This window comes from Maribacter sp. MJ134 (assembly GCF_003970695.1).
Taxonomy (GTDB): domain Bacteria; phylum Bacteroidota; class Bacteroidia; order Flavobacteriales; family Flavobacteriaceae; genus Maribacter.
Genome location: NZ_CP034570.1, coordinates 2561491 through 2578787, shown reverse-complemented (window position 1 = coordinate 2578787; position 17297 = coordinate 2561491). Strand labels below are relative to the sequence as shown.

Sequence of the window (17297 nt, the reverse complement as noted above, 5' to 3'; positions counted from 1 at the left end):
TTATTTAATCTGGCTTGGGCGATAGCCAAACTTTTTCGCGAAAGCGTTAGAAAATGAACTAAGACTATCGTAACCCACCTGCCAAGCGGCTTCCTGCACTGTGGCTTCATTTTCACTTATGAGTTTATGTGCAGAAGTAAGCCTTTCATTTTGGAGATATTTAAAGACAGGTACACCGAAAATAGCTTTAAATTCTTTTTTAAGTCGGGTAGTATTAAAACCAATCGCCTTTGAAAGCTCTGAAAGTGAAGGTGGGTTTTCCAAATTTTCCAGAAGAATATCTTTTGCCTTATTCAATTGCTCTCTATGTAGTGGCTTCGAAGCTTCTTCTTGTTTTAATGCTAGTTGACCAAAGAAATGAGATAATAATGCGGTAATCTGACTTCTAAAAAACATCATTTTTGTTTTTCCTGAATAGGTGTTTGAGAAAAAAGCGTCCACGATGTGTTTCATCTCTGGCGTCATAAAAAAACTTGGCCCTTCTACGTAATGGTCTTTAGGATTGACTAATTCATTCAGCAAGTCAGAGAACAACTCGCCTTCTTGATTCGGGAGTTCTTCAAGTTTACTCATCTTCGTAGCCACAACGATACATTTAAGGCTCTTTTCTGGGCTAACGGTATGTTCAAACTCTACTTTTTCATCTGCATAAAAAGCAAAGGAAAGTCCTTTGGTGTAATGAAAGTCTTTTCGTTTTTCACCGTATTTAACCGCTAAATCTACATTGCCAGAACCGTAAAAAGCCACAGCTACAATGGGCTCATCAAAATAACACGTATCTACTTCTATCTTAGTTTCATTTGCTTCTTCAACTAAAATTACAAAGTCATTGATATGGATAAAATCGCGGGTCATGAGAACTTCATAAATTTACAAAATTGGAGCGTATTTTGGGAAAAGAAGAGTTAGCGGTACTTTGCTTGTTTCACTATCATTGATGTTTCATTATAAATGACCGGCATTTGTCCCTTCCACTTAATCCATGTATCATCGTCTACGATCAAAGCTGCCATGAAATGTGCGACGTTGATTCTACTGACTTTCCCTGCATTGAAAATCGCACTTCGAATTGGTGAAGGATGTATTTCATATGCGGTCACTTCGTCCTCGTCAATTAAACCGTCGGGACGTACGGCACACCACTTTACAAATTGGTTGTTCTGACCAATATGGGTTCGTAAGTAATCCGCAGCTTTTTCATTATCCACATGAGGTGGCAATAACAGGCGAAGAAGTCCTATTACGCATTTATGGGTAAACGAAATGGGTTCTTCCAAATCGCGGTTCCGGTTTCCCGAAGTATTCATAAGGATATATTTTACCGCCTTGGTTGGAGTATTCACTATTATTGCGTTGCAAAGTCGGCGTGTGGCATCTGTGACAAGTTTTCTTGGTTGGCCATATATGCCCTTAAAGGTCAAGTTATGACCAAGACACGAGGCTACAGCATCACAGTCAGCTACATATTCGACCATTTCGGCAGCGGTAAGATCCAAAATACTAGCTTCGATGATTGTCAAACGGTTTTCGTTTCTAAGGGATACCGGTAACTTTTCGGCGTTCCGTACAATAGCCCTAACATGTTGACCTTGTTTAAGAAGTTGCGATACTAGATGTTGTCCCGTTGCTCCACTTGCCCCTACTACTAATGTTGTCATCTTTTAGATTTTTGATGTAATTTCAATAAAGAGAGCGTTTTGTTGGCCAACAATATTACTTTGCCTCCTGATGCTCATTTCTGAATCGTAAACAATTCTAGATTCTCTTCTTTTCCTTTCAACTCGAAAATTCCCAAAGGATTGATTCTAAAAACAGTTCCAAGTCGAAGCTCTTTTATCAGGTCTTCAGAAACCAAGATTTCAACCTTGTATTTATTGCAAAGGCCTTGAATTCTAGCTGTGGTATTGAGCACATCCCCAGTGAAGATAATCTCTTTTTTCAGCGCACCTATTTCGCCTGTGGTAACCTCGCCAACATGAAGTCCAGCTTTGAATGTAGGGGCTACCCCAAAAGTTGCAGTATACCAATCCGCTCTTTTTCTTAGGTCTTCTTTCATGGCGAAAAAGCAATTGATACAATTATTGGATTTGATTCCATCTTCATACTTCCAAGAAATCACGATTTCATCGCCTATGTATTGATATACTTCCCCGGAATAACGAACAATGGCATCCGAAAAATCGGAATAGTATTCCCTGAGCAGCTCAAAATATTTGATGTGGCCCAACTGCTCGGCAATGGTCGTGGAGGACTTCATATCCGAAAACAGGAAGATCCGTTTTTCCTCGATCGGTTTATGATATTTTCCAATAAAAAAATTCATCAATACGCCATGGCCTATGTTCTCGCTTATCTCTGAATAAAAAAGACTTATGAATAGACTGAAGGATATAGAGACCATGGTACTTGCAAATTCAATATTCATTAGAAAGTCTAGCAATTTGTCAAAAACGATTGGGTCGAAAAGTGATATTTGTGACTCCAAAGCAACTGCAATTGGGTAGTTTATGAGGATGACAAGCAACAAGAAAATGGTGTAAAAAACCAGCTTGTAGCCAATTTTGAGTAAGAAACTCCTTTTACCGAACAGTTTGCCCAACCATACCACTTCAATGGTACCTACCAACAAACCGACGATGATGGTGGCTATGCTTGCAAAAAGAAAAACCTCGCGAGTCATTCTGATCACGGCAGACTGATTCGAATTTTCGTCCAGTGCGGCAGTCAGCACGGCTTCTTGCGAGAATAAATTGACCCACCCCAGAACCAGCCAAATCACTCCGAAAGGAATAATTCGTGAAATGTTTCGCTTTATTTTTGGGGATAGCATTGACAATTATTCTAAATCAAACCCAATTTTTACTCCTTTATTTCCGTATCCAGAATTTCTAAAATAGCATCTAGGCTTTCCATTAATGGTGTATAATGGGCATTCTCCGTTGCATAGGTTGTCAGCATAAAAGTGAGAATATTATTCTCGAATTCCTGTGAATCCAACAGGTGCAGGTTACTGCTTACTTGGTTCCCTTGGGGCAAATCCAGTACTGCATTTACTCCCGCCAAATCGAAAATAGTGCGAATACTGTTTTCGTTGTTCCTGAACATATCCAGCACTTTTTCCCTTTGCAGGGCAAGTTCGTTCTCTTGCTTGCCGATATCATCCAATGTTGATATCCAATTCGTCAAATCCATTCTTAATTGCGGATTTGAAAGATCCTTTAAACTTCCGGAATTGATCATTTCATTCAAGAGGGAGTTGTTGGGGTTAAAGGAAATACCGGAAACAAACGAATTATAGAGCAGTTCGGAAAACTGCTTTTCCGTAATGGCCATAGTATCCTCGGAAATATGTTTTATTATTTTTTTAGCTCCTTTGTAATTATTCCTATTTACCCCGATCAATTCGTTCAGTTTCAACTTACTGAACTGAAATTCGGTTTTTAACCCTTTTAGGTACGTTTGCTCTTTTTTTTCCAGAATCCTCTTTTGTTGGCCGTTATTGATGGCAAGTGCGATCAAAATTCCAATGACCACAAGTATGATTTCCCCAATGGCATACAATAGATAGTTGCGAATTTTTTTTTCTACGACCAACTTCTGTCTGATTTTTCGAAAGAATTTCATCACTTTTTATTGTTGATTATGATTCAGGCAACCAATACAATATGGTTATGTCACATCGCAATTACAATAAAAATAGGTAATTAAACGAAATTTATTTGTCTATTATGAAAGTCATATTAATTGACTGTTTTAGGGGCCACTTTCGCCAAAGCGTAGAAGCTCGTACTAGAATGCCCCATTTCTGGTCTTTTTAATAGTTTCGATTAATATTTTTTCTCCAGAAGATATCGATTCGTTTCAAGACAAGAAAAATACAATACTGAAGTACATATTACGATAAGGACTTGAACTCAATTCATGAGGTAAAATCTTCCATCGAACTCTTGAATAGCTACATTGCTCCATTTGACCATATAATCATATGAAACTATGGTTATAGCAATATATAACGCGATAGTGCTATACATAGCTTTTTAAAACTTAACCTTTGTGGTTAGGGAAAAAAGAAGCGCAGTCAAATATCTGCAAACTTTCCGGTATAAAGCTATTTTCTTTTCTTTACCCGAACAACATCCTTTCTGCGGAAGTGGACAAAAATCTATCGTTTTTCGTCCACCCCCTTGAAAAAAAATAACGATAGCGATAAAAAAGCTTTTTGGCTTTTCCATCCCTATCTTCAATATTCCCCGGCCAATTAAAATACTTCTTTCTATCTGTTTGCCGTACATAATCGCGTGTACAGCAAACGGATAAAATATCGTTCAATGCTGCTAGGTTTGTTCAATAAAGTAAACCTTAAAACAGCTCATTATGAAACGAATATTTATTATGGACGATAACGGGATAAAAGAATACGTACCTGCCGATTATCCCCAAAAGAACAATTCTATTCCCGTTGAAAACTCTTCTAAGGAAGAATCAACTGAAGACAAATTATTGACCATTGCCGACTTGGTAAAAAAATTTCAGGTAACAAGGCCCACAATTTATGCCTGGATTGAAAAAGGCCTTTTGAAAAAAATTCCACTTGGAGGAAGGGTTCTATTTCACCCTGATGACATTGATTCACTTATCCAAGAAATGAGGGGAATATTATCTTGAGGGTAACAAACAGAAGCCCAAATACTGTTCAAAACTAAATTTTAATCGGAGGTCATGTAGCAAGCCATGTTTTTGCAAGCAAAAACTGCTCACTTTGTTCGCATGACTTGTTGGGGATGCTCCCCAAACCCCAAGATTATGGCAAGACCAAAAAAGAAAATACAAGACTTAAAAGCTATTCGTGTCAACGTAAGGATGACCGTTTCGGAATATCTAACAGTATCCGAAAATGCGGACACCTTAGGAATTACAATTCCTGATTTTATACGAATGAGAACAACTGGAAGGGTACTGCCTAGAAAAAAAATAACTCCGGAGGACAGAAAACTTTTTATCGAGTTGGGCCGAGTTGGAAACAACATCAACCAATTGACCAAAAAGGTGCATTTGGGAATGAACAATACTACGGTGTTGACTAAACAATTATCTGAATTGGAAAGAACCTTGGATATCCTAAAATCAAATATTGTAAACCGTGATAGCTAAGCAGATTAAGGGGAAAGATTTCTACGGAGTGTTGGCCTACAATGAAAGAAAGGTCGAGCAGGGAATAGCGTATGTACTGGACACCAATATTTCCTATGGAAAAACCGTTGATATGACCCAAGAGTTCAATATAATTAGACAGCTCCGACCAAGATTGGGAAAGGCGGTGTATCACGTTTCGCTGAACCTGCCCTATGAGGATAAATTGAGCGACAAGCAATTCACTTCTTTGGGAATGGATTATATAAAGGACATGGGGTTCGATGACAATCAATATATCATGTACCGACACGGTGACCAAGAACACGAGCATATCCATATCATTGCCAATAGGGTAAAGTTTTCTGGAGAACTGGTCAGCGACAGTAAAGATTATGAACGAAGTGAACGTCTTGTCCGGAAACTAGAATCAAAATACGGACTGTCTCAGCTCGAGGATATTAAACTAACGAGAAAGGCGACCATTACCCATAAAGAGATACAAAAGGCATTTCGAACTGGCGAACCTCCAATAAGGTTAATCCTTCAGAACCATCTTGAAAGTACAATCTCAAATTCCAAGAATACAACTGAATTCATTAGCAAATTGAGTGCAAAGAAAATAAGTCCCAAGTTCAATGTAAGTAAAAGCACGGGAAGGGTAACAGGGTTATCCTTTAGATACAAAGACATCATTTATAAAGGAAGCAGTCTGGGGCGACAATATTCATGGAACAACATTATAAAACGTATCGATTATGAACAAGACAGAGACCGTACAATTATTCTCGAAACTAATAACACAGCACGAGGAGCTGATAGTGCTACTAAGAAAAATTCAAACTCAGCAACAACAAGTAAAGGAAAGACAAAACCTATTTCAGAACGGCATATCAAAGCTACTGAGCAACCAAAATCTTATTTGGAAAAAACTCAATCAGAAGAATTGAAACCCCATCAAATAGAAGACAATCCATGGAACGCTTTTAAACTAGAGATTGAGAACGATAGCCGATTCAAAAAGAGGAAACGCAAACGGAAAGGTCGAAAATGGTAATTGGTTTACTTCTATAGAAAAATTAAAATCTTATTGTTTAGAAAAAAACGATAATAGCAGTAATAATTACCACCTTTCTTATAAGTTTACTAAGACCTAGATTTAGATTCCAATTTGAGTAACTAAAATTATACCCTTTCAGATATAATTGACTACTCCAATCTTATTTTATACCTCATAGGGTATAATTCAAATTGATTTGTTTAATTTGCACCCGAAAAGGTATAATAATGGAAGATTGGAGTAGAGATAACCCAATAGCTGAATTTACCCGACAGCGAAGAAGAGAACTTAAGCTCACGCAAGTTGAACTTTCAGATATTACCGGAGTCGGACTTCGATTTATTCGTGAATTAGAGCAGGGAAAACCTAGTTTAATGATGAATAAGGTTAACGAACTGCTTCTGTTTTTTGGTCATACGCTTACCCCCATAGAGCTCTCTAGAGAGCAGCGTTTGAAATTGATAGAAGATTAATTGTTTGAATAATAGCGACCTTAGTCTAAGCTTATCTTTTTCGGTTAGACTTAAAATAAACGAATAGTATTATGATTACAGTTGACGACCGATTGTTGGTAACCAATGAAATGAATGCCATCGTAATCGATTACACTCAAAAAATGGTTTTGAAAAAATTGTTGATGGGATTCTCTTTTGAATCTATCGGCAAGGCTCAAGTTGTCACCGAATTAATTCAAAGCGTCAATTATTATGGCACAGATACAAAACCATCTGATATTGAACTTGAGCTTTCAGCGTATGTATGGAATTTCTTCGCAGATCTCAAAAAAGAAGAACGTACTGCTCTGTATTATTGGGTGCTGAACCAAAAATACCTGCTCTATTTAGAGGCTTTTGAATGTAAAATTGTTCCATTCTCCGAAAATGAATTCGATTTAAAGTTTGGCAGGGAATTGGCCTATAAAATTTATGAGCCAAATCATAGCGAATTAACGCAGGACACCATACACGAGCTGAAGAACCTTCTAATCAACTTTTCTTCAGAATTAGATTTATCAGTAATCGACGAGTACACCTCGGAACAAATTTTAGAGGAAATAGATGATTATTGTTTGTAATTGAAATATCATTTAAAGCTTAGACCTCGTCCCACCCTGCCTAATTATTATGTGATTTTTGGAGATAAATGTGCATTGTTTAACCAAATGTGAAAGATTTGAAGCGTTTTGTTATTTATAAAACTGCTGTATTATTACTTTAAAACGATGAGTATTTTCATTATATTTGATTGTTCATGTAACATGAACATTTGAAATAAATGAACAAATGCTAAGCACTATTTACCTAAATGAATTTTTTGATGAGTTAGACTTTGCAACAGAAGTACGCTATGTAAATCTAGATGTCAAATCAGAGGAAAAAATTTATACCATAAATGGTGAAAGCGTTTTTGTAGAGTTTAAAAACGAAGTACGCCCACATAATATTTCTCTTTTTGAAAAAACTAGAAGTAAAGAGCTTCCCGTTTTGGTTGCATCTAAATACATTACTCCAAAAGCAAAGGAAGCACTGAAAGCAAGAAACATCAATTACATTGATAGTTTCGGGAACGCTTTTTTAAATCTTGATAATCTTAAACTATATATAGAGAAAAATAACGGCAAACCAGTACACAATCAATATTCAGATGTTTTCACTCAGTCAGGCGGACAAATATTATTTCACCTGCTCCAAAATCCTGAATTAATAAATGCAACTTATCGTCATTTGGCAGAAATAAGTAAAGTTTCATTAGGTAGTGTTAGTAAAATGATAAATGGTCTTTTGGATGAAGATTTTGCGGTAAAATGGGATAACGAAAAAAAGTATCAATTGGTTCGTATGGAAGAACTGCTAGAAAAATGGATTGATGTATTAAATCAAAAAATACTGCCAGTTTACAAATTAGGGAAGTACAGTTTTTCGAAAAACAGATTTGAAATTAAAGAAAACAGTCCTGAATTTGAAACCCGATGGGGAGGTGAATCAGGCGCGGCAATGTTGACCAATTACTTAAAACCAGAAAAGTATACACTGTTCACGAATCGCCCCAAACAAGACTTAATTAAGAATTACAGATTATTACCCCAAGAAGATGGCGAGATTAGTGTTTATCATCCCTTTTGGAAACTAGGGTCATGCGATCATGATTATGAAGACAGCAATGTAGTCGCCCACCCTCTTTTAATATATGCCGAACTCATTTACAGCGGCAACGATAGAAACATAGAAACCGCTAAAATAATCTTTGATGAGTATATCAAACCCAACTTATAAAGATTATTCATTTGCCAACCATGGTGAAGTATATCAGATATTGGAAAAAGTATTCACTTCGCATAATATCAAATACTACTTAATTGGTGCGAATGCTAGAGATGTGCAACTTTATAAAGCAGGTCTTAAACCTGCTCGAAACACCGCTGATATTGATTTTGCAATTATGGTACCTGATTTTGAAAAATATGACATTTTGTTCAATGAACTATGTAGCAGAGGATTCAAAAAAACAAACGAAAGCTACCGACTTATATATAATAAAACAGATACCATTCTCGACCTCCTACCCTATGGAGAAATCGAACAAGACTATACCGTCAATTTTGATGCGCGTGATATTTCATTATCAGTTCTTGGTTTTAAAGAAGTTGGCGAACAAGCGGAAGAAATAACTATCAAAGAAGCTGGTTTTTCATTACCCACTTCACCTGTAGTAGGGTTGATCATTCTTAAACTGGTTTCTTGGAATGATAAAAAAGATAGAATCAAAGATTTAGAGGATATCTCATTACTCCTTAACTCCGGATGGGAATTCTATGAAGCCGAAGCCTACGAAAATCACTTAGACCTTTTTGATGATGATTTTGAAATGACAACTGCGGCTGCCAGAATCATTGGTAGAAAGATGAAACCCATTCTAGCATCAAATGCAAAATTACAACAAACCATCATGAACATCTTGGAAGAGGCTATACAAGAAAAACCAAAAGCAAATTTGACTGAAGTTACGCTAGCCCTGAATATGAAGAAATCTTTGCAAGAAGTGCAGAGGATTTTGAGTGAAATTAAAAAAGGAATTACTGAAAGTTCAACCAATTAAACACCCACGATATAATATGTCAGAAGAACAAAAACAACTCCTACAGCGTAAACTCTGGGAAATAGCAAACCTCCTAAGAGGTAAAATGAACCCAGATGATTACCGTGATTACATTTTGGGATTCATATTTTTTAAGTATCTATCTGAAAAACAGGAGCTTTACGCTAACCAACTACTTGAAGGTGAGGAAGTTACTGATTTCACACAAGTAACTGACCCTGAAACACTTGAGGCAATCCGTGAAGAGTCGCTTATCAAATTAGGGTACTACCTCAAACCTGAAGAATTATTTGCAGCGGTAGCTAGCAAAGGAAGCTCAAAGGTAGAAGGAGAAAGTACGTATATTCTGGATGACCTTCAGGAAATCCTAAGACATATAGAGCAAAGCACGATGGACAGCGAGTCTCAAGATGATTTTGAGGCATTGTTTGAAGACTTAGACCTAACCTCAACAAAGCTAGGGCGTACCGTAGGAGCAAGAAACGAGATTATCGTAAAGATTATCAATGCACTAGATGAAATCGATTTTAGATTAGAAGATATTGAGAGTGACGTACTAGGAGATGCGTATGAGTTTCTAATTGGTAAATTTGCAGCTGGAGCTGGTAAAACCGCAGGAGAATTTTACACACCTCAACAGGTGTCTACTATACTAGCCAAAATTGTTACTACAGGAAAAACCAAAGTAAAATCAGTATATGACCCAACCTGTGGCTCGGGTTCGTTGTTATTACGTGTAGCCAAAGAAGCAGACGTAAGTGAGTTCTACGGTCAGGAATTAAACCGTACCACCTACAACCTCGCACGTATGAATATGATACTGCACGATGTGCATTACCGTCAGTTCGATATACGTCAGGAAAACACATTAGAAGAACCTCAGCATTTAGAGTACCGTTTTGAGGCGATTGTTGCAAATCCACCATTTTCAGCACATTGGAAAGGGAACAAAAATCCGCTCAACAGTACAGACGAGCGTTTCAGTCAATTCGGGAAGCTAGCACCTAACACAAAGGCAGATTATGCATTTGTAACCCATATGTATTACCAGCTAGCAGATAATGGCACAATGGCGTGTGTATTGCCTCACGGTGTCCTGTATCGTGGCGCAGCAGAACACGTAATACGCAAGTACCTCATCGAGGAGTTGAACGCACTAGACGCCGTTATAGGCTTGCCAGCAAATATCTTTTACGGTACATCCATTCCTACCTGTATTCTGGTACTCAAAAAATGCCGTGAGGCAAATGATACCATAATGTTTATTGATGCCAGTGGTGAAGACCACTACGAGAAGGTAAAGAACCAAAACGAACTGCGAGAGCAGGACGTTATGGAAATTGTAGAAACCTACCGCAACAGAACCGAGAAGGACAAATACAGTAACGTAGTCACCATCCAAGAAATACGTGATAACGATTACAACCTCAATATGCCTCGTTATGTAGATACGTTTGAAGATGAGGTTATCATTGACCTCGATGCGGTGACCGAAAGACTCAAAAATATAGATGAACAACTAGCCGAAGTAGATAAAGAGATTGCAGGCTATTGTGCAGCATTAAACATCGCAACGCCTTTTTAGATGAAGTATAACAACTATTTGGGCGTGACCTTATCAGGTCGGGCTATCCACTATATCTTTTGTTCTCCCGATTCCTATCGGGACCACAAAAGGATGCCGTTACTATCCCTCACGCAAAAAACTAGCTCGCTATGTCAAAACAACTAACGCCAGAGCTGCGTTTTCCAGAGTTTGATGGGGATTGGACTACTAAAAGTTTAGGAAATCCAGAGGTTGCTACATTTTTTAAAGGGAAAGGAATTTCTAAAAATGATATTGTAGAAGATGGTGAAACGCCCTGTATAAGATATGGCGAACTTTATACCGAGTATAACGAGGTTATTGATGAGGTTAAGTCAAGTACAGACGTTCCAGAAGATGAACTTGTTCTAAGTGAAGAGTTTGATGTTATTATTCCAGCATCGGGTGAAACGGTTATTGATATAGCAACTGCATCTTGTGTCTTAAAATCCGATATCGCATTAGGTGGTGACCTAAATATCATTAGACCTAATACATTAAATGGAGTATTCTTAGCATATTACCTCAACAATGCTAAAAAGAGAAATATAGCACGGTTAGCACAAGGTATATCTGTAATTCACTTGTACAAGAACCATTTAAAAAGTCTAAGCCTAAATATTCCTGAACCAGACGAACAACAAAAAATAGCCAATTTCCTTAAAGCTATAGATAAGCGCATAAAGTTACTCAAAACCAAAAAAGAAGCTTTAGAAGATTACAAAACCAGCATAATGCAAAAGCTATTTTCACAAGAAATACGCTTTAAGCAAGAGGATGGTAGGGACTTTCCTGAGTGGGAAGAACTAACGTTTAGTGATTTGGTGAAAATCAATCAGGGATTACAAATACCAATAAGTGAAAGGTATACAGAACATATCCCAAATTCATATTTCTATATTACTAATGAATTTTTAAAGGATACTAATGACAAAAATTATTACATAAAAGAACCTCCACAATCTGTTATTTGCTCAAGGGAAGATGTATTAATGACAAGAACAGGGAATACAGGAATGGTGGTAACAAATGTTGAAGGAGTATTTCACAACAATTTTTTTAAAATTGACTACAATGAATCTCTAAATAAAGATTTCTTGGTTTACTTTTTAAACTCTTTTAATACACAAAAAAGAATTAAAAGGTTAGCAGGAACCTCAACAATACCAGACTTAAATCATTCTGATTTTTATAAAATTGAAATAAATCTGCCTGTTTTTGAGGAGCAAGCCAAAATATCAAGGTTCTTGATTAAAATAGATTCACGCATTGAAATTCTTATCGATAACATCTTTGACCTGAAAGCTTTTAAGGATTCTTTACTTCAAAAAATGTTTGTTTAGATATGGAGTTGACTAAGGCAAAAATAGAAGAGTTTAATCATAGCAGAGCTGTTTTTCATTGTTGTTTAGGTCTTAGTCAACTAGTATTAAAAAGTATCATTTTATACCATTTTGTATCATTTTGGTACATTTTATGTATATTTGCAGTAACAGTACGCACCGCGCTACCCACTATAACAGCGTCCCAGGGTGCGTCTTTTGCTTACTTCGACTACGCTCAGCATAAATTTAAAAACTTTTTTCACGTATCTTTTCTATGTAACGGGGATGTAACTAAGCGACTTTCGCGAAAGCGAAACCCCAGTAAATACAGGGGTTTTTAATGTAACTGCAATGTAACTTAGCGATGAATAGTGAAGATTTAAGGTCTGTATTGCCATCCTCGTTCCGTTGCTTTTTTCTTGAGCAACGTAGCTTTCTTCTTAATTTGGCTGTTTGATTTTTCTCGGTAGTCTATAAAACTATGACCATCAAAAGGGATGTTATCTTCAACTACAGGTAATTCAATATCGTTACATTCTTGTAAGGAGACAGAAACCACACCAACAGATTCCATTTCAGTATCTACATAATGTTCATAGCTTTCGTCTGGTTGATATTTATCTCCATTATACACTGATAAACACTTTTCATCTTTAGGTGTAGGTTTAAATGTTTGCGAAGAGAAAACTAAGGATGAAAGTCTGTCACCTTGTATAAATGATGGATGTACCTGTCTATGTAAGAGCGTATTTTCCTCCATAAAATTTAGCTAAGATGCTCTTTTAAAAGAGTATTTAACTCAGACCAACTATCATCCTCAGACAGCTCCAATATTATGTTTGTTTCATTTGAAGGATTCGTATGATTTATAATTTGTAAATCAGAAGTTTTAGTTTCAAGATTCACAACCAGCTCAATATCTAAATCTTCATTAGACCATTCTAATTGTAAATTTCCATCAGGTGTAGGATACGCATATGTATTCACTTCTAATGCTTCAATAAAGGTCTCAAATTTCAATTCAAACCACTTTAGAGCTTCTTTACTAAGCTTTGTCCCTTCTCCATTGAGCCAACCATCTTTTAATTGAGATAGTTCGTCTAATCTGTAACCCAAATCATTTTCATCAAGCAATATCAACTCTTCCACACTTTTAATTTCTTTGAGTTTAGAAAAGGAGGAAAATTTTCCAAGACCATTGACTATTACCTTCTGGTTTCCCTGACTAGCTCCAAAAGCTTGTAGAAACTGAGAATATTGCAATTCATCGTAAAAACCAGTGATTTTTTTTCCACTCGGAGTTTCTATTTGAAAAGATAATTTGCTTTTATCCATTTCGCACAAAGTACCTCTCAGCATTGTGTCTTCAGTGTATTCTCCCGAGGTAGAAGATGCTGAAATCAATTTCCTGCGTGTATTTCTAGTAAAACGCGCTTTTTTCTCGCTATGTTCAGGACGGAATTCTATATGCTCGTCTTCACGAAGTTTTTTTCCAAATCTATTGAAATAAGCCAAAACAGATGATGGCGCATTTTCAGAAATATTGCCATCCTCAGATGCAATTTGTACTACTTCCTTAATGTGTTCGCTTGCCTGTTCAAAATATGTAACATTAGCTTCTGGAAACATACCTGCAAGTGCAAATGTCATAATAATCTTAGGTATAGTACTACCTTCTTGAAGACCTTCTAACTCAAAAGAAATTCCCTGTGTAAAGTTTTTAGGAACTCTCTGGCGGTCATTTTGTTCCAAATAAAGAAACTTTGCCATTTCCACAGTCATTTCCTGCAATACTTTTAAATCTTCTAAAAGCTCTAAAGGCATCGTATGGTTCTCAAATCGAGAACCATCAAATCGTGGTGCAAATATTTCTTTTTTATTTTCCAATACTTCTTTAAAGAATTACAACGTACAAAATAACGAAATTACTAAGTTAGTTATTCTACAATTATGATTATTTTGCTTATTTAATTGTAAATGACAACACAACCAGAACAAATATTAGAAAATAACTTAGTTACACAACTAGTTGCATTAGGTTATAAAAAGGTCGAGATAATTGATGAGGTTTCTATGTTGTCCAATTTAAAAACGCAACTAGAGAAGCATAATAAGGTCACTTTATCCGAGCAGGATTTTAAGCAAGTACTTAATTACATCAACAAAGGGTCAATTTTTGACCGTGCAAAAATTCTACGTGACCGTGTACCCTATGTAAACGATAAAGGTGAGAATAAAACCATAGAACTCATCAACCAGATACATTGGTGTAGAAACCAATATCAAGTCACACAGCAAGTCACCATAGAAGGGAAATACAAAAACCGTTACGATGTTACAATTCTCATAAATGGTTTACCGTTAGTGCAAATAGAGTTAAAACGTAGAGGTTTAGAACTAAAAGAAGCTTTTAACCAAATTAACCGCTACGAGCGTCACAGTTTTGGAGCTGGAGCTGGTTTGTTTCAGTTTATACAGTTATTCGTAATCAGTAACGGAGTCAACACAAAGTACTACGCAAACAGTCCTATAAAAGCGCGTTCGTTCAAGCAAACCTTTTACTGGACAGATACCAAGAATAAGCTCATCACACAGCTCGCAGACTTTTCTGAGATATTCCTAGAGCCGTGTCACGTATCAAAAATGATATGTAAATATGTTGTGATGAATGAGTCAGGACGTTACCTAATGGTATTACGTCCGTATCAGTTTTACGCAGTAGAAGCTATTATTGATACCGTAAAGACCACAACTAAAAACGGTTACATTTGGCATACCACAGGTTCAGGCAAAACCCTGACATCGTTTAAAACCAGTCAGATACTTACACAAATGCCACAAGTACACAAGGTGGTTTTTGTAGTTGATAGGAAGGATTTAGATTATCAGACTACCAAAGAGTTTAATAGTTTCAGTAAAGGCAGCATTGACGGTACAAATGATACCTCAACATTGGTAAAGCAATTAACTGGAGATGCGAAGTTGATAGTAACTACGATACAGAAGCTTAATACCGCAGTCACCAAGTCACGCCATATTAAGAAAATGGAATCGCTTAGGGATAAACGAGTTATATTCATTTTTGATGAGTGTCACCGTTCGCAATTTGGTAAAACACACGAAGCGATTAAAGGATTTTTCGAGAATAGTCAGATGTTTGGCTTTACAGGTACACCAATTTTTGAAGATAACGCTGGAAAGAATGAATACGGTAAACGTACCACTGCAATGCTATTCAATAAAGACTTGCACAAGTATGTAATCACCGATGCAATACGTGACGAGAACGTACTAAAGTTCTCAGTAGAGTATATCCAGACGTTTAAAAAGAAAGACGGTATTCAGGATATCGAGGTAGAAGCGATTGATGAGAAGGAAGTAATGGAAGCACCTGAACGTTTGGATGCTATTTCTAACTACATCATAGCAAACCACAACAGGAAAACACACAGCCGAGAGTTCACAGCAATATTTTGTGTGAGTAACGTTGATACCCTAATCAAATATTACAACCTGTTCCAACAGAAAAAGGAAGCAGGAGAACACAATCTACGCATAGCAACCATATTTTCATACAACGCTAATGAGGACGATAAAGAAGCTGTAGGTGACACGTGGACAGATGATGAGTTTGCGATGGCAGCAGAACCAGAAGCAAGCTATGGAACAGCGGAGAAGAACCAGCACACCAGAGAACATTTAGAAGGTTTTATTGGTGACTACAATAAAATGTTTGCCACAAATTACAGTACTAAAGACTCGCAGTCATTTTACAATTACTACAATGACATTGCAAAACGAGTAAAACACAAACAAGTAGATATTTTACTTGTGGTGAATATGTTTTTGACTGGTTTTGATAGCAAGTCGCTAAATACCATTTACGTTGATAAGAATTTACGTTATCACGGTCTAATACAAGCCTATTCCAGAACAAACCGAATTCTGAACGAATTAAAATCACAAGGCAATATCGTAGCGTTTAGAAATTTAAAAGAACGTACCGATGAAGCAATAAGCCTATTCTCGAATATAAATGCTAAGGACGAAATCATAATGCAACCGTACGAAGAGTACGTTGAGAAGATGAACGCAGCTTTTATCGCATTACTGCAAATAGCACCAACGGTTAACAGCGTAAACAATCTGAAGGATGAAGAAGAAGAGCTAGCTTTTGCGAAAGCATTTAGAGAGCTAATGCGTTTAAAAAATATTCTTAGCACGTTTACAGAGTTCACGTTTGATGACCTTAGTGTAAATGAGCAAACTTTTGAAGATTACAAAAGCAAGTATCTCGATTTATACGATAAGGTCAAGAGTCACGATGCAAAAGAAAAAGTATCAATACTTCAGGATATAGATTTTGAGCTGGAATTGATACATCGTGACGAGATTAACGTTGCATATATTTTAAAGCTACTAGCAAAACTGAAAGATGCGACACCAGAAGAAAAAGAACAGCAGGAAAAAGCTATCTACGATATCATTGCTGGAGATACGAGATTGCGTAGTAAGCGAGAATTGATTGAGAAGTTTATCAATCAGCATTTACCATTAATTGAAGATTCTGAAGATATCGGTGATGAGTTTGCAAATTTCATCAGTATCGAAAAGATGAGAGCCATAAAAGACCTCAGCGATAAAGAAGACTTAGATGCTACCAAACTGGAGAAAGTAATCGGTGACTATCTATTTACAGAAAAGAAGCCACTACGTGATGATATTGTCGATTTAATGAACAAAAGACCAAGTTTGAAGGAACGAAAAGCAAAATCAGAAAGAGTAACAGCAAAAATCTTAAAGTTCGTTGAAACCTTTATTAATGGCATTTCAAGACCTTAAAATATACCAAGAAATATTAAACAAAAAAGCCGCAATTTGCGGCTTTGGTATTTCTTTTACGCTGTGAAAACAACGTTTGAAATGTCTTCTTGGGAATCTTTAATTCGCTGTTGATTTTCAAATTTATACTCTTCTAGGTCTTCTTCTATACCATCGAATATAATCTTTGTGGTGGCCTCATCTACGATTTTTACTTCGGCTTCAGCTTTTAACTCTTTAATCAACAACTCATAATATTCTTTGATAGATTGTGCCATAC

General features: G+C 36.6%; 17 protein-coding genes. 10 read left to right on the top strand and 7 right to left on the bottom strand.

Translation table 11 applies throughout. The annotated features are described in order from the left end of the window. The 4 genes from EJ994_RS11135 to EJ994_RS11120 all read right to left on the bottom strand — a co-directional run bounded on the left by EJ994_RS11135 (position 1) and on the right by EJ994_RS11120 (position 3624). Complete coding sequence (locus EJ994_RS11135; RefSeq protein WP_126592502.1) at positions 1 to 855, bottom strand: helix-turn-helix domain-containing protein; 855 nt, start codon at positions 853 to 855, stop codon at positions 1 to 3. Between the two features lie 50 nt (positions 856 to 905). Continuing rightward, positions 906 to 1658, bottom strand: coding sequence for an NAD(P)-dependent oxidoreductase (locus tag EJ994_RS11130; protein ID WP_126592501.1), 753 nt, complete (start codon positions 1656 to 1658; stop codon positions 906 to 908). A 74-nt stretch (positions 1659 to 1732) separates the two neighbouring features. Beyond that, positions 1733 to 2830 (bottom strand): adenylate/guanylate cyclase domain-containing protein, encoded by a 1098-nt coding sequence (locus EJ994_RS11125; RefSeq protein ID WP_126592500.1) that lies wholly within the window; start codon positions 2828 to 2830, stop codon positions 1733 to 1735. 29 nt (positions 2831 to 2859) lie between these two features. After that, complete coding sequence (locus EJ994_RS11120) at positions 2860 to 3624, bottom strand: DUF6090 family protein (protein WP_126592499.1); 765 nt, start codon at positions 3622 to 3624, stop codon at positions 2860 to 2862. 750 nt (positions 3625 to 4374) lie between these two features. On the opposite strand from EJ994_RS11120, the gene EJ994_RS11115 reads away from it, so the two are divergent. The 9 genes from EJ994_RS11115 (at position 4375) to EJ994_RS11075 (ending at position 12214) form a co-directional block, all read left to right on the top strand. After that, positions 4375 to 4665, top strand: a complete 291-nt coding sequence (locus EJ994_RS11115) for a helix-turn-helix domain-containing protein (protein ID WP_126592498.1) — start codon at positions 4375 to 4377, stop codon at positions 4663 to 4665. A 138-nt stretch (positions 4666 to 4803) separates the two neighbouring features. Then, positions 4804 to 5151: a plasmid mobilization protein gene (locus EJ994_RS11110; RefSeq protein ID WP_164721452.1), complete on the top strand. Its 348-nt coding sequence runs from the start codon at positions 4804 to 4806 to the stop codon at positions 5149 to 5151. Continuing rightward, entirely contained in the window at positions 5141 to 6187 is a 1047-nt protein-coding gene (locus tag EJ994_RS11105; RefSeq protein ID WP_126592496.1) for a relaxase/mobilization nuclease domain-containing protein, read from the top strand. Before EJ994_RS11110 ends, EJ994_RS11105 begins: the two co-directional genes overlap by 11 nt. 230 nt (positions 6188 to 6417) lie before the next feature. Next, positions 6418 to 6663 carry a helix-turn-helix domain-containing protein gene (locus EJ994_RS11100; protein ID WP_126592495.1) on the top strand — a complete coding sequence of 82 codons (246 nt, stop codon included), beginning with the start codon at positions 6418 to 6420 and terminating at the stop codon, positions 6661 to 6663. Between the two features lie 71 nt (positions 6664 to 6734). Beyond that, positions 6735 to 7265 carry a hypothetical protein gene (locus EJ994_RS11095; protein WP_126592494.1) on the top strand — a complete coding sequence of 177 codons (531 nt, stop codon included), beginning with the start codon at positions 6735 to 6737 and terminating at the stop codon, positions 7263 to 7265. A gap of 208 nt (positions 7266 to 7473) precedes the next feature. Next, positions 7474 to 8463 (top strand): type IV toxin-antitoxin system AbiEi family antitoxin, encoded by a 990-nt coding sequence (locus EJ994_RS11090; protein WP_126592493.1) that lies wholly within the window; start codon positions 7474 to 7476, stop codon positions 8461 to 8463. After that, complete coding sequence (locus EJ994_RS11085) at positions 8438 to 9286, top strand: nucleotidyl transferase AbiEii/AbiGii toxin family protein (protein ID WP_126592492.1); 849 nt, start codon at positions 8438 to 8440, stop codon at positions 9284 to 9286. Before EJ994_RS11090 ends, EJ994_RS11085 begins: the two co-directional genes overlap by 26 nt. A gap of 16 nt (positions 9287 to 9302) precedes the next feature. Beyond that, positions 9303 to 10871 (top strand): type I restriction-modification system subunit M, encoded by a 1569-nt coding sequence (locus EJ994_RS11080; RefSeq protein ID WP_126592491.1) that lies wholly within the window; start codon positions 9303 to 9305, stop codon positions 10869 to 10871. A gap of 131 nt (positions 10872 to 11002) precedes the next feature. Then, a complete protein-coding gene (locus EJ994_RS11075; protein ID WP_126592490.1) occupies positions 11003 to 12214 on the top strand; it encodes a restriction endonuclease subunit S in 1212 nt (403 codons plus the stop codon). Positions 12215 to 12575: 361 nt separating this feature from the next. Here the strand turns inward: EJ994_RS11075 and EJ994_RS11070 are convergent, their stop codons facing one another. Both EJ994_RS11070 and EJ994_RS11065 read right to left on the bottom strand, forming a co-directional pair. Then, positions 12576 to 12956: a hypothetical protein gene (locus EJ994_RS11070; protein WP_126592489.1), complete on the bottom strand. Its 381-nt coding sequence runs from the start codon at positions 12954 to 12956 to the stop codon at positions 12576 to 12578. A gap of 5 nt (positions 12957 to 12961) precedes the next feature. Then, entirely contained in the window at positions 12962 to 14083 is a 1122-nt protein-coding gene (locus tag EJ994_RS11065; protein WP_126592488.1) for a hypothetical protein, read from the bottom strand. Positions 14084 to 14173: 90 nt separating this feature from the next. On the opposite strand from EJ994_RS11065, the gene EJ994_RS11060 reads away from it, so the two are divergent. Further along, positions 14174 to 17038: a type I restriction endonuclease subunit R gene (locus EJ994_RS11060; protein WP_126592487.1), complete on the top strand. Its 2865-nt coding sequence runs from the start codon at positions 14174 to 14176 to the stop codon at positions 17036 to 17038. A 56-nt stretch (positions 17039 to 17094) separates the two neighbouring features. Here EJ994_RS11060 and EJ994_RS11055 read toward each other — a convergent pair whose 3' ends face one another. Beyond that, positions 17095 to 17295, bottom strand: coding sequence for a hypothetical protein (locus tag EJ994_RS11055; RefSeq protein WP_126592486.1), 201 nt, complete (start codon positions 17293 to 17295; stop codon positions 17095 to 17097). Positions 17296 to 17297 lie beyond the last annotated feature (2 nt).

Bases quoted from the DNA above. Each gene is read 5' to 3' on its own strand.
- EJ994_RS11135 (WP_126592502.1), bottom strand. From the start codon at position 855: ATGACCCGCGATTTTATCCATATCAATGACTTTGTAATTTTAGTTGAA.
- EJ994_RS11130 (WP_126592501.1), bottom strand. From the start codon at position 1,658: ATGACAACATTAGTAGTAGGGGCAAGTGGAGCAACGGGACAACATCTA.
- EJ994_RS11125 (WP_126592500.1), bottom strand. From the start codon at position 2,830: ATGCTATCCCCAAAAATAAAGCGAAACATTTCACGAATTATTCCTTTC.
- EJ994_RS11120 (WP_126592499.1), bottom strand. From the start codon at position 3,624: ATGAAATTCTTTCGAAAAATCAGACAGAAGTTGGTCGTAGAAAAAAAA.
- EJ994_RS11115 (WP_126592498.1), top strand. From the start codon at position 4,375: ATGAAACGAATATTTATTATGGACGATAACGGGATAAAAGAATACGTA.
- EJ994_RS11110 (WP_164721452.1), top strand. From the start codon at position 4,804: ATGGCAAGACCAAAAAAGAAAATACAAGACTTAAAAGCTATTCGTGTC.
- EJ994_RS11100 (WP_126592495.1), top strand. From the start codon at position 6,418: ATGGAAGATTGGAGTAGAGATAACCCAATAGCTGAATTTACCCGACAG.
- EJ994_RS11095 (WP_126592494.1), top strand. From the start codon at position 6,735: ATGATTACAGTTGACGACCGATTGTTGGTAACCAATGAAATGAATGCC.
- EJ994_RS11090 (WP_126592493.1), top strand. From the start codon at position 7,474: ATGCTAAGCACTATTTACCTAAATGAATTTTTTGATGAGTTAGACTTT.
- EJ994_RS11085 (WP_126592492.1), top strand. From the start codon at position 8,438: ATGAGTATATCAAACCCAACTTATAAAGATTATTCATTTGCCAACCAT.
- EJ994_RS11080 (WP_126592491.1), top strand. From the start codon at position 9,303: ATGTCAGAAGAACAAAAACAACTCCTACAGCGTAAACTCTGGGAAATA.
- EJ994_RS11075 (WP_126592490.1), top strand. From the start codon at position 11,003: ATGTCAAAACAACTAACGCCAGAGCTGCGTTTTCCAGAGTTTGATGGG.
- EJ994_RS11070 (WP_126592489.1), bottom strand. From the start codon at position 12,956: ATGGAGGAAAATACGCTCTTACATAGACAGGTACATCCATCATTTATA.
- EJ994_RS11060 (WP_126592487.1), top strand. From the start codon at position 14,174: ATGACAACACAACCAGAACAAATATTAGAAAATAACTTAGTTACACAA.
- EJ994_RS11055 (WP_126592486.1), bottom strand. From the start codon at position 17,295: ATGGCACAATCTATCAAAGAATATTATGAGTTGTTGATTAAAGAGTTA.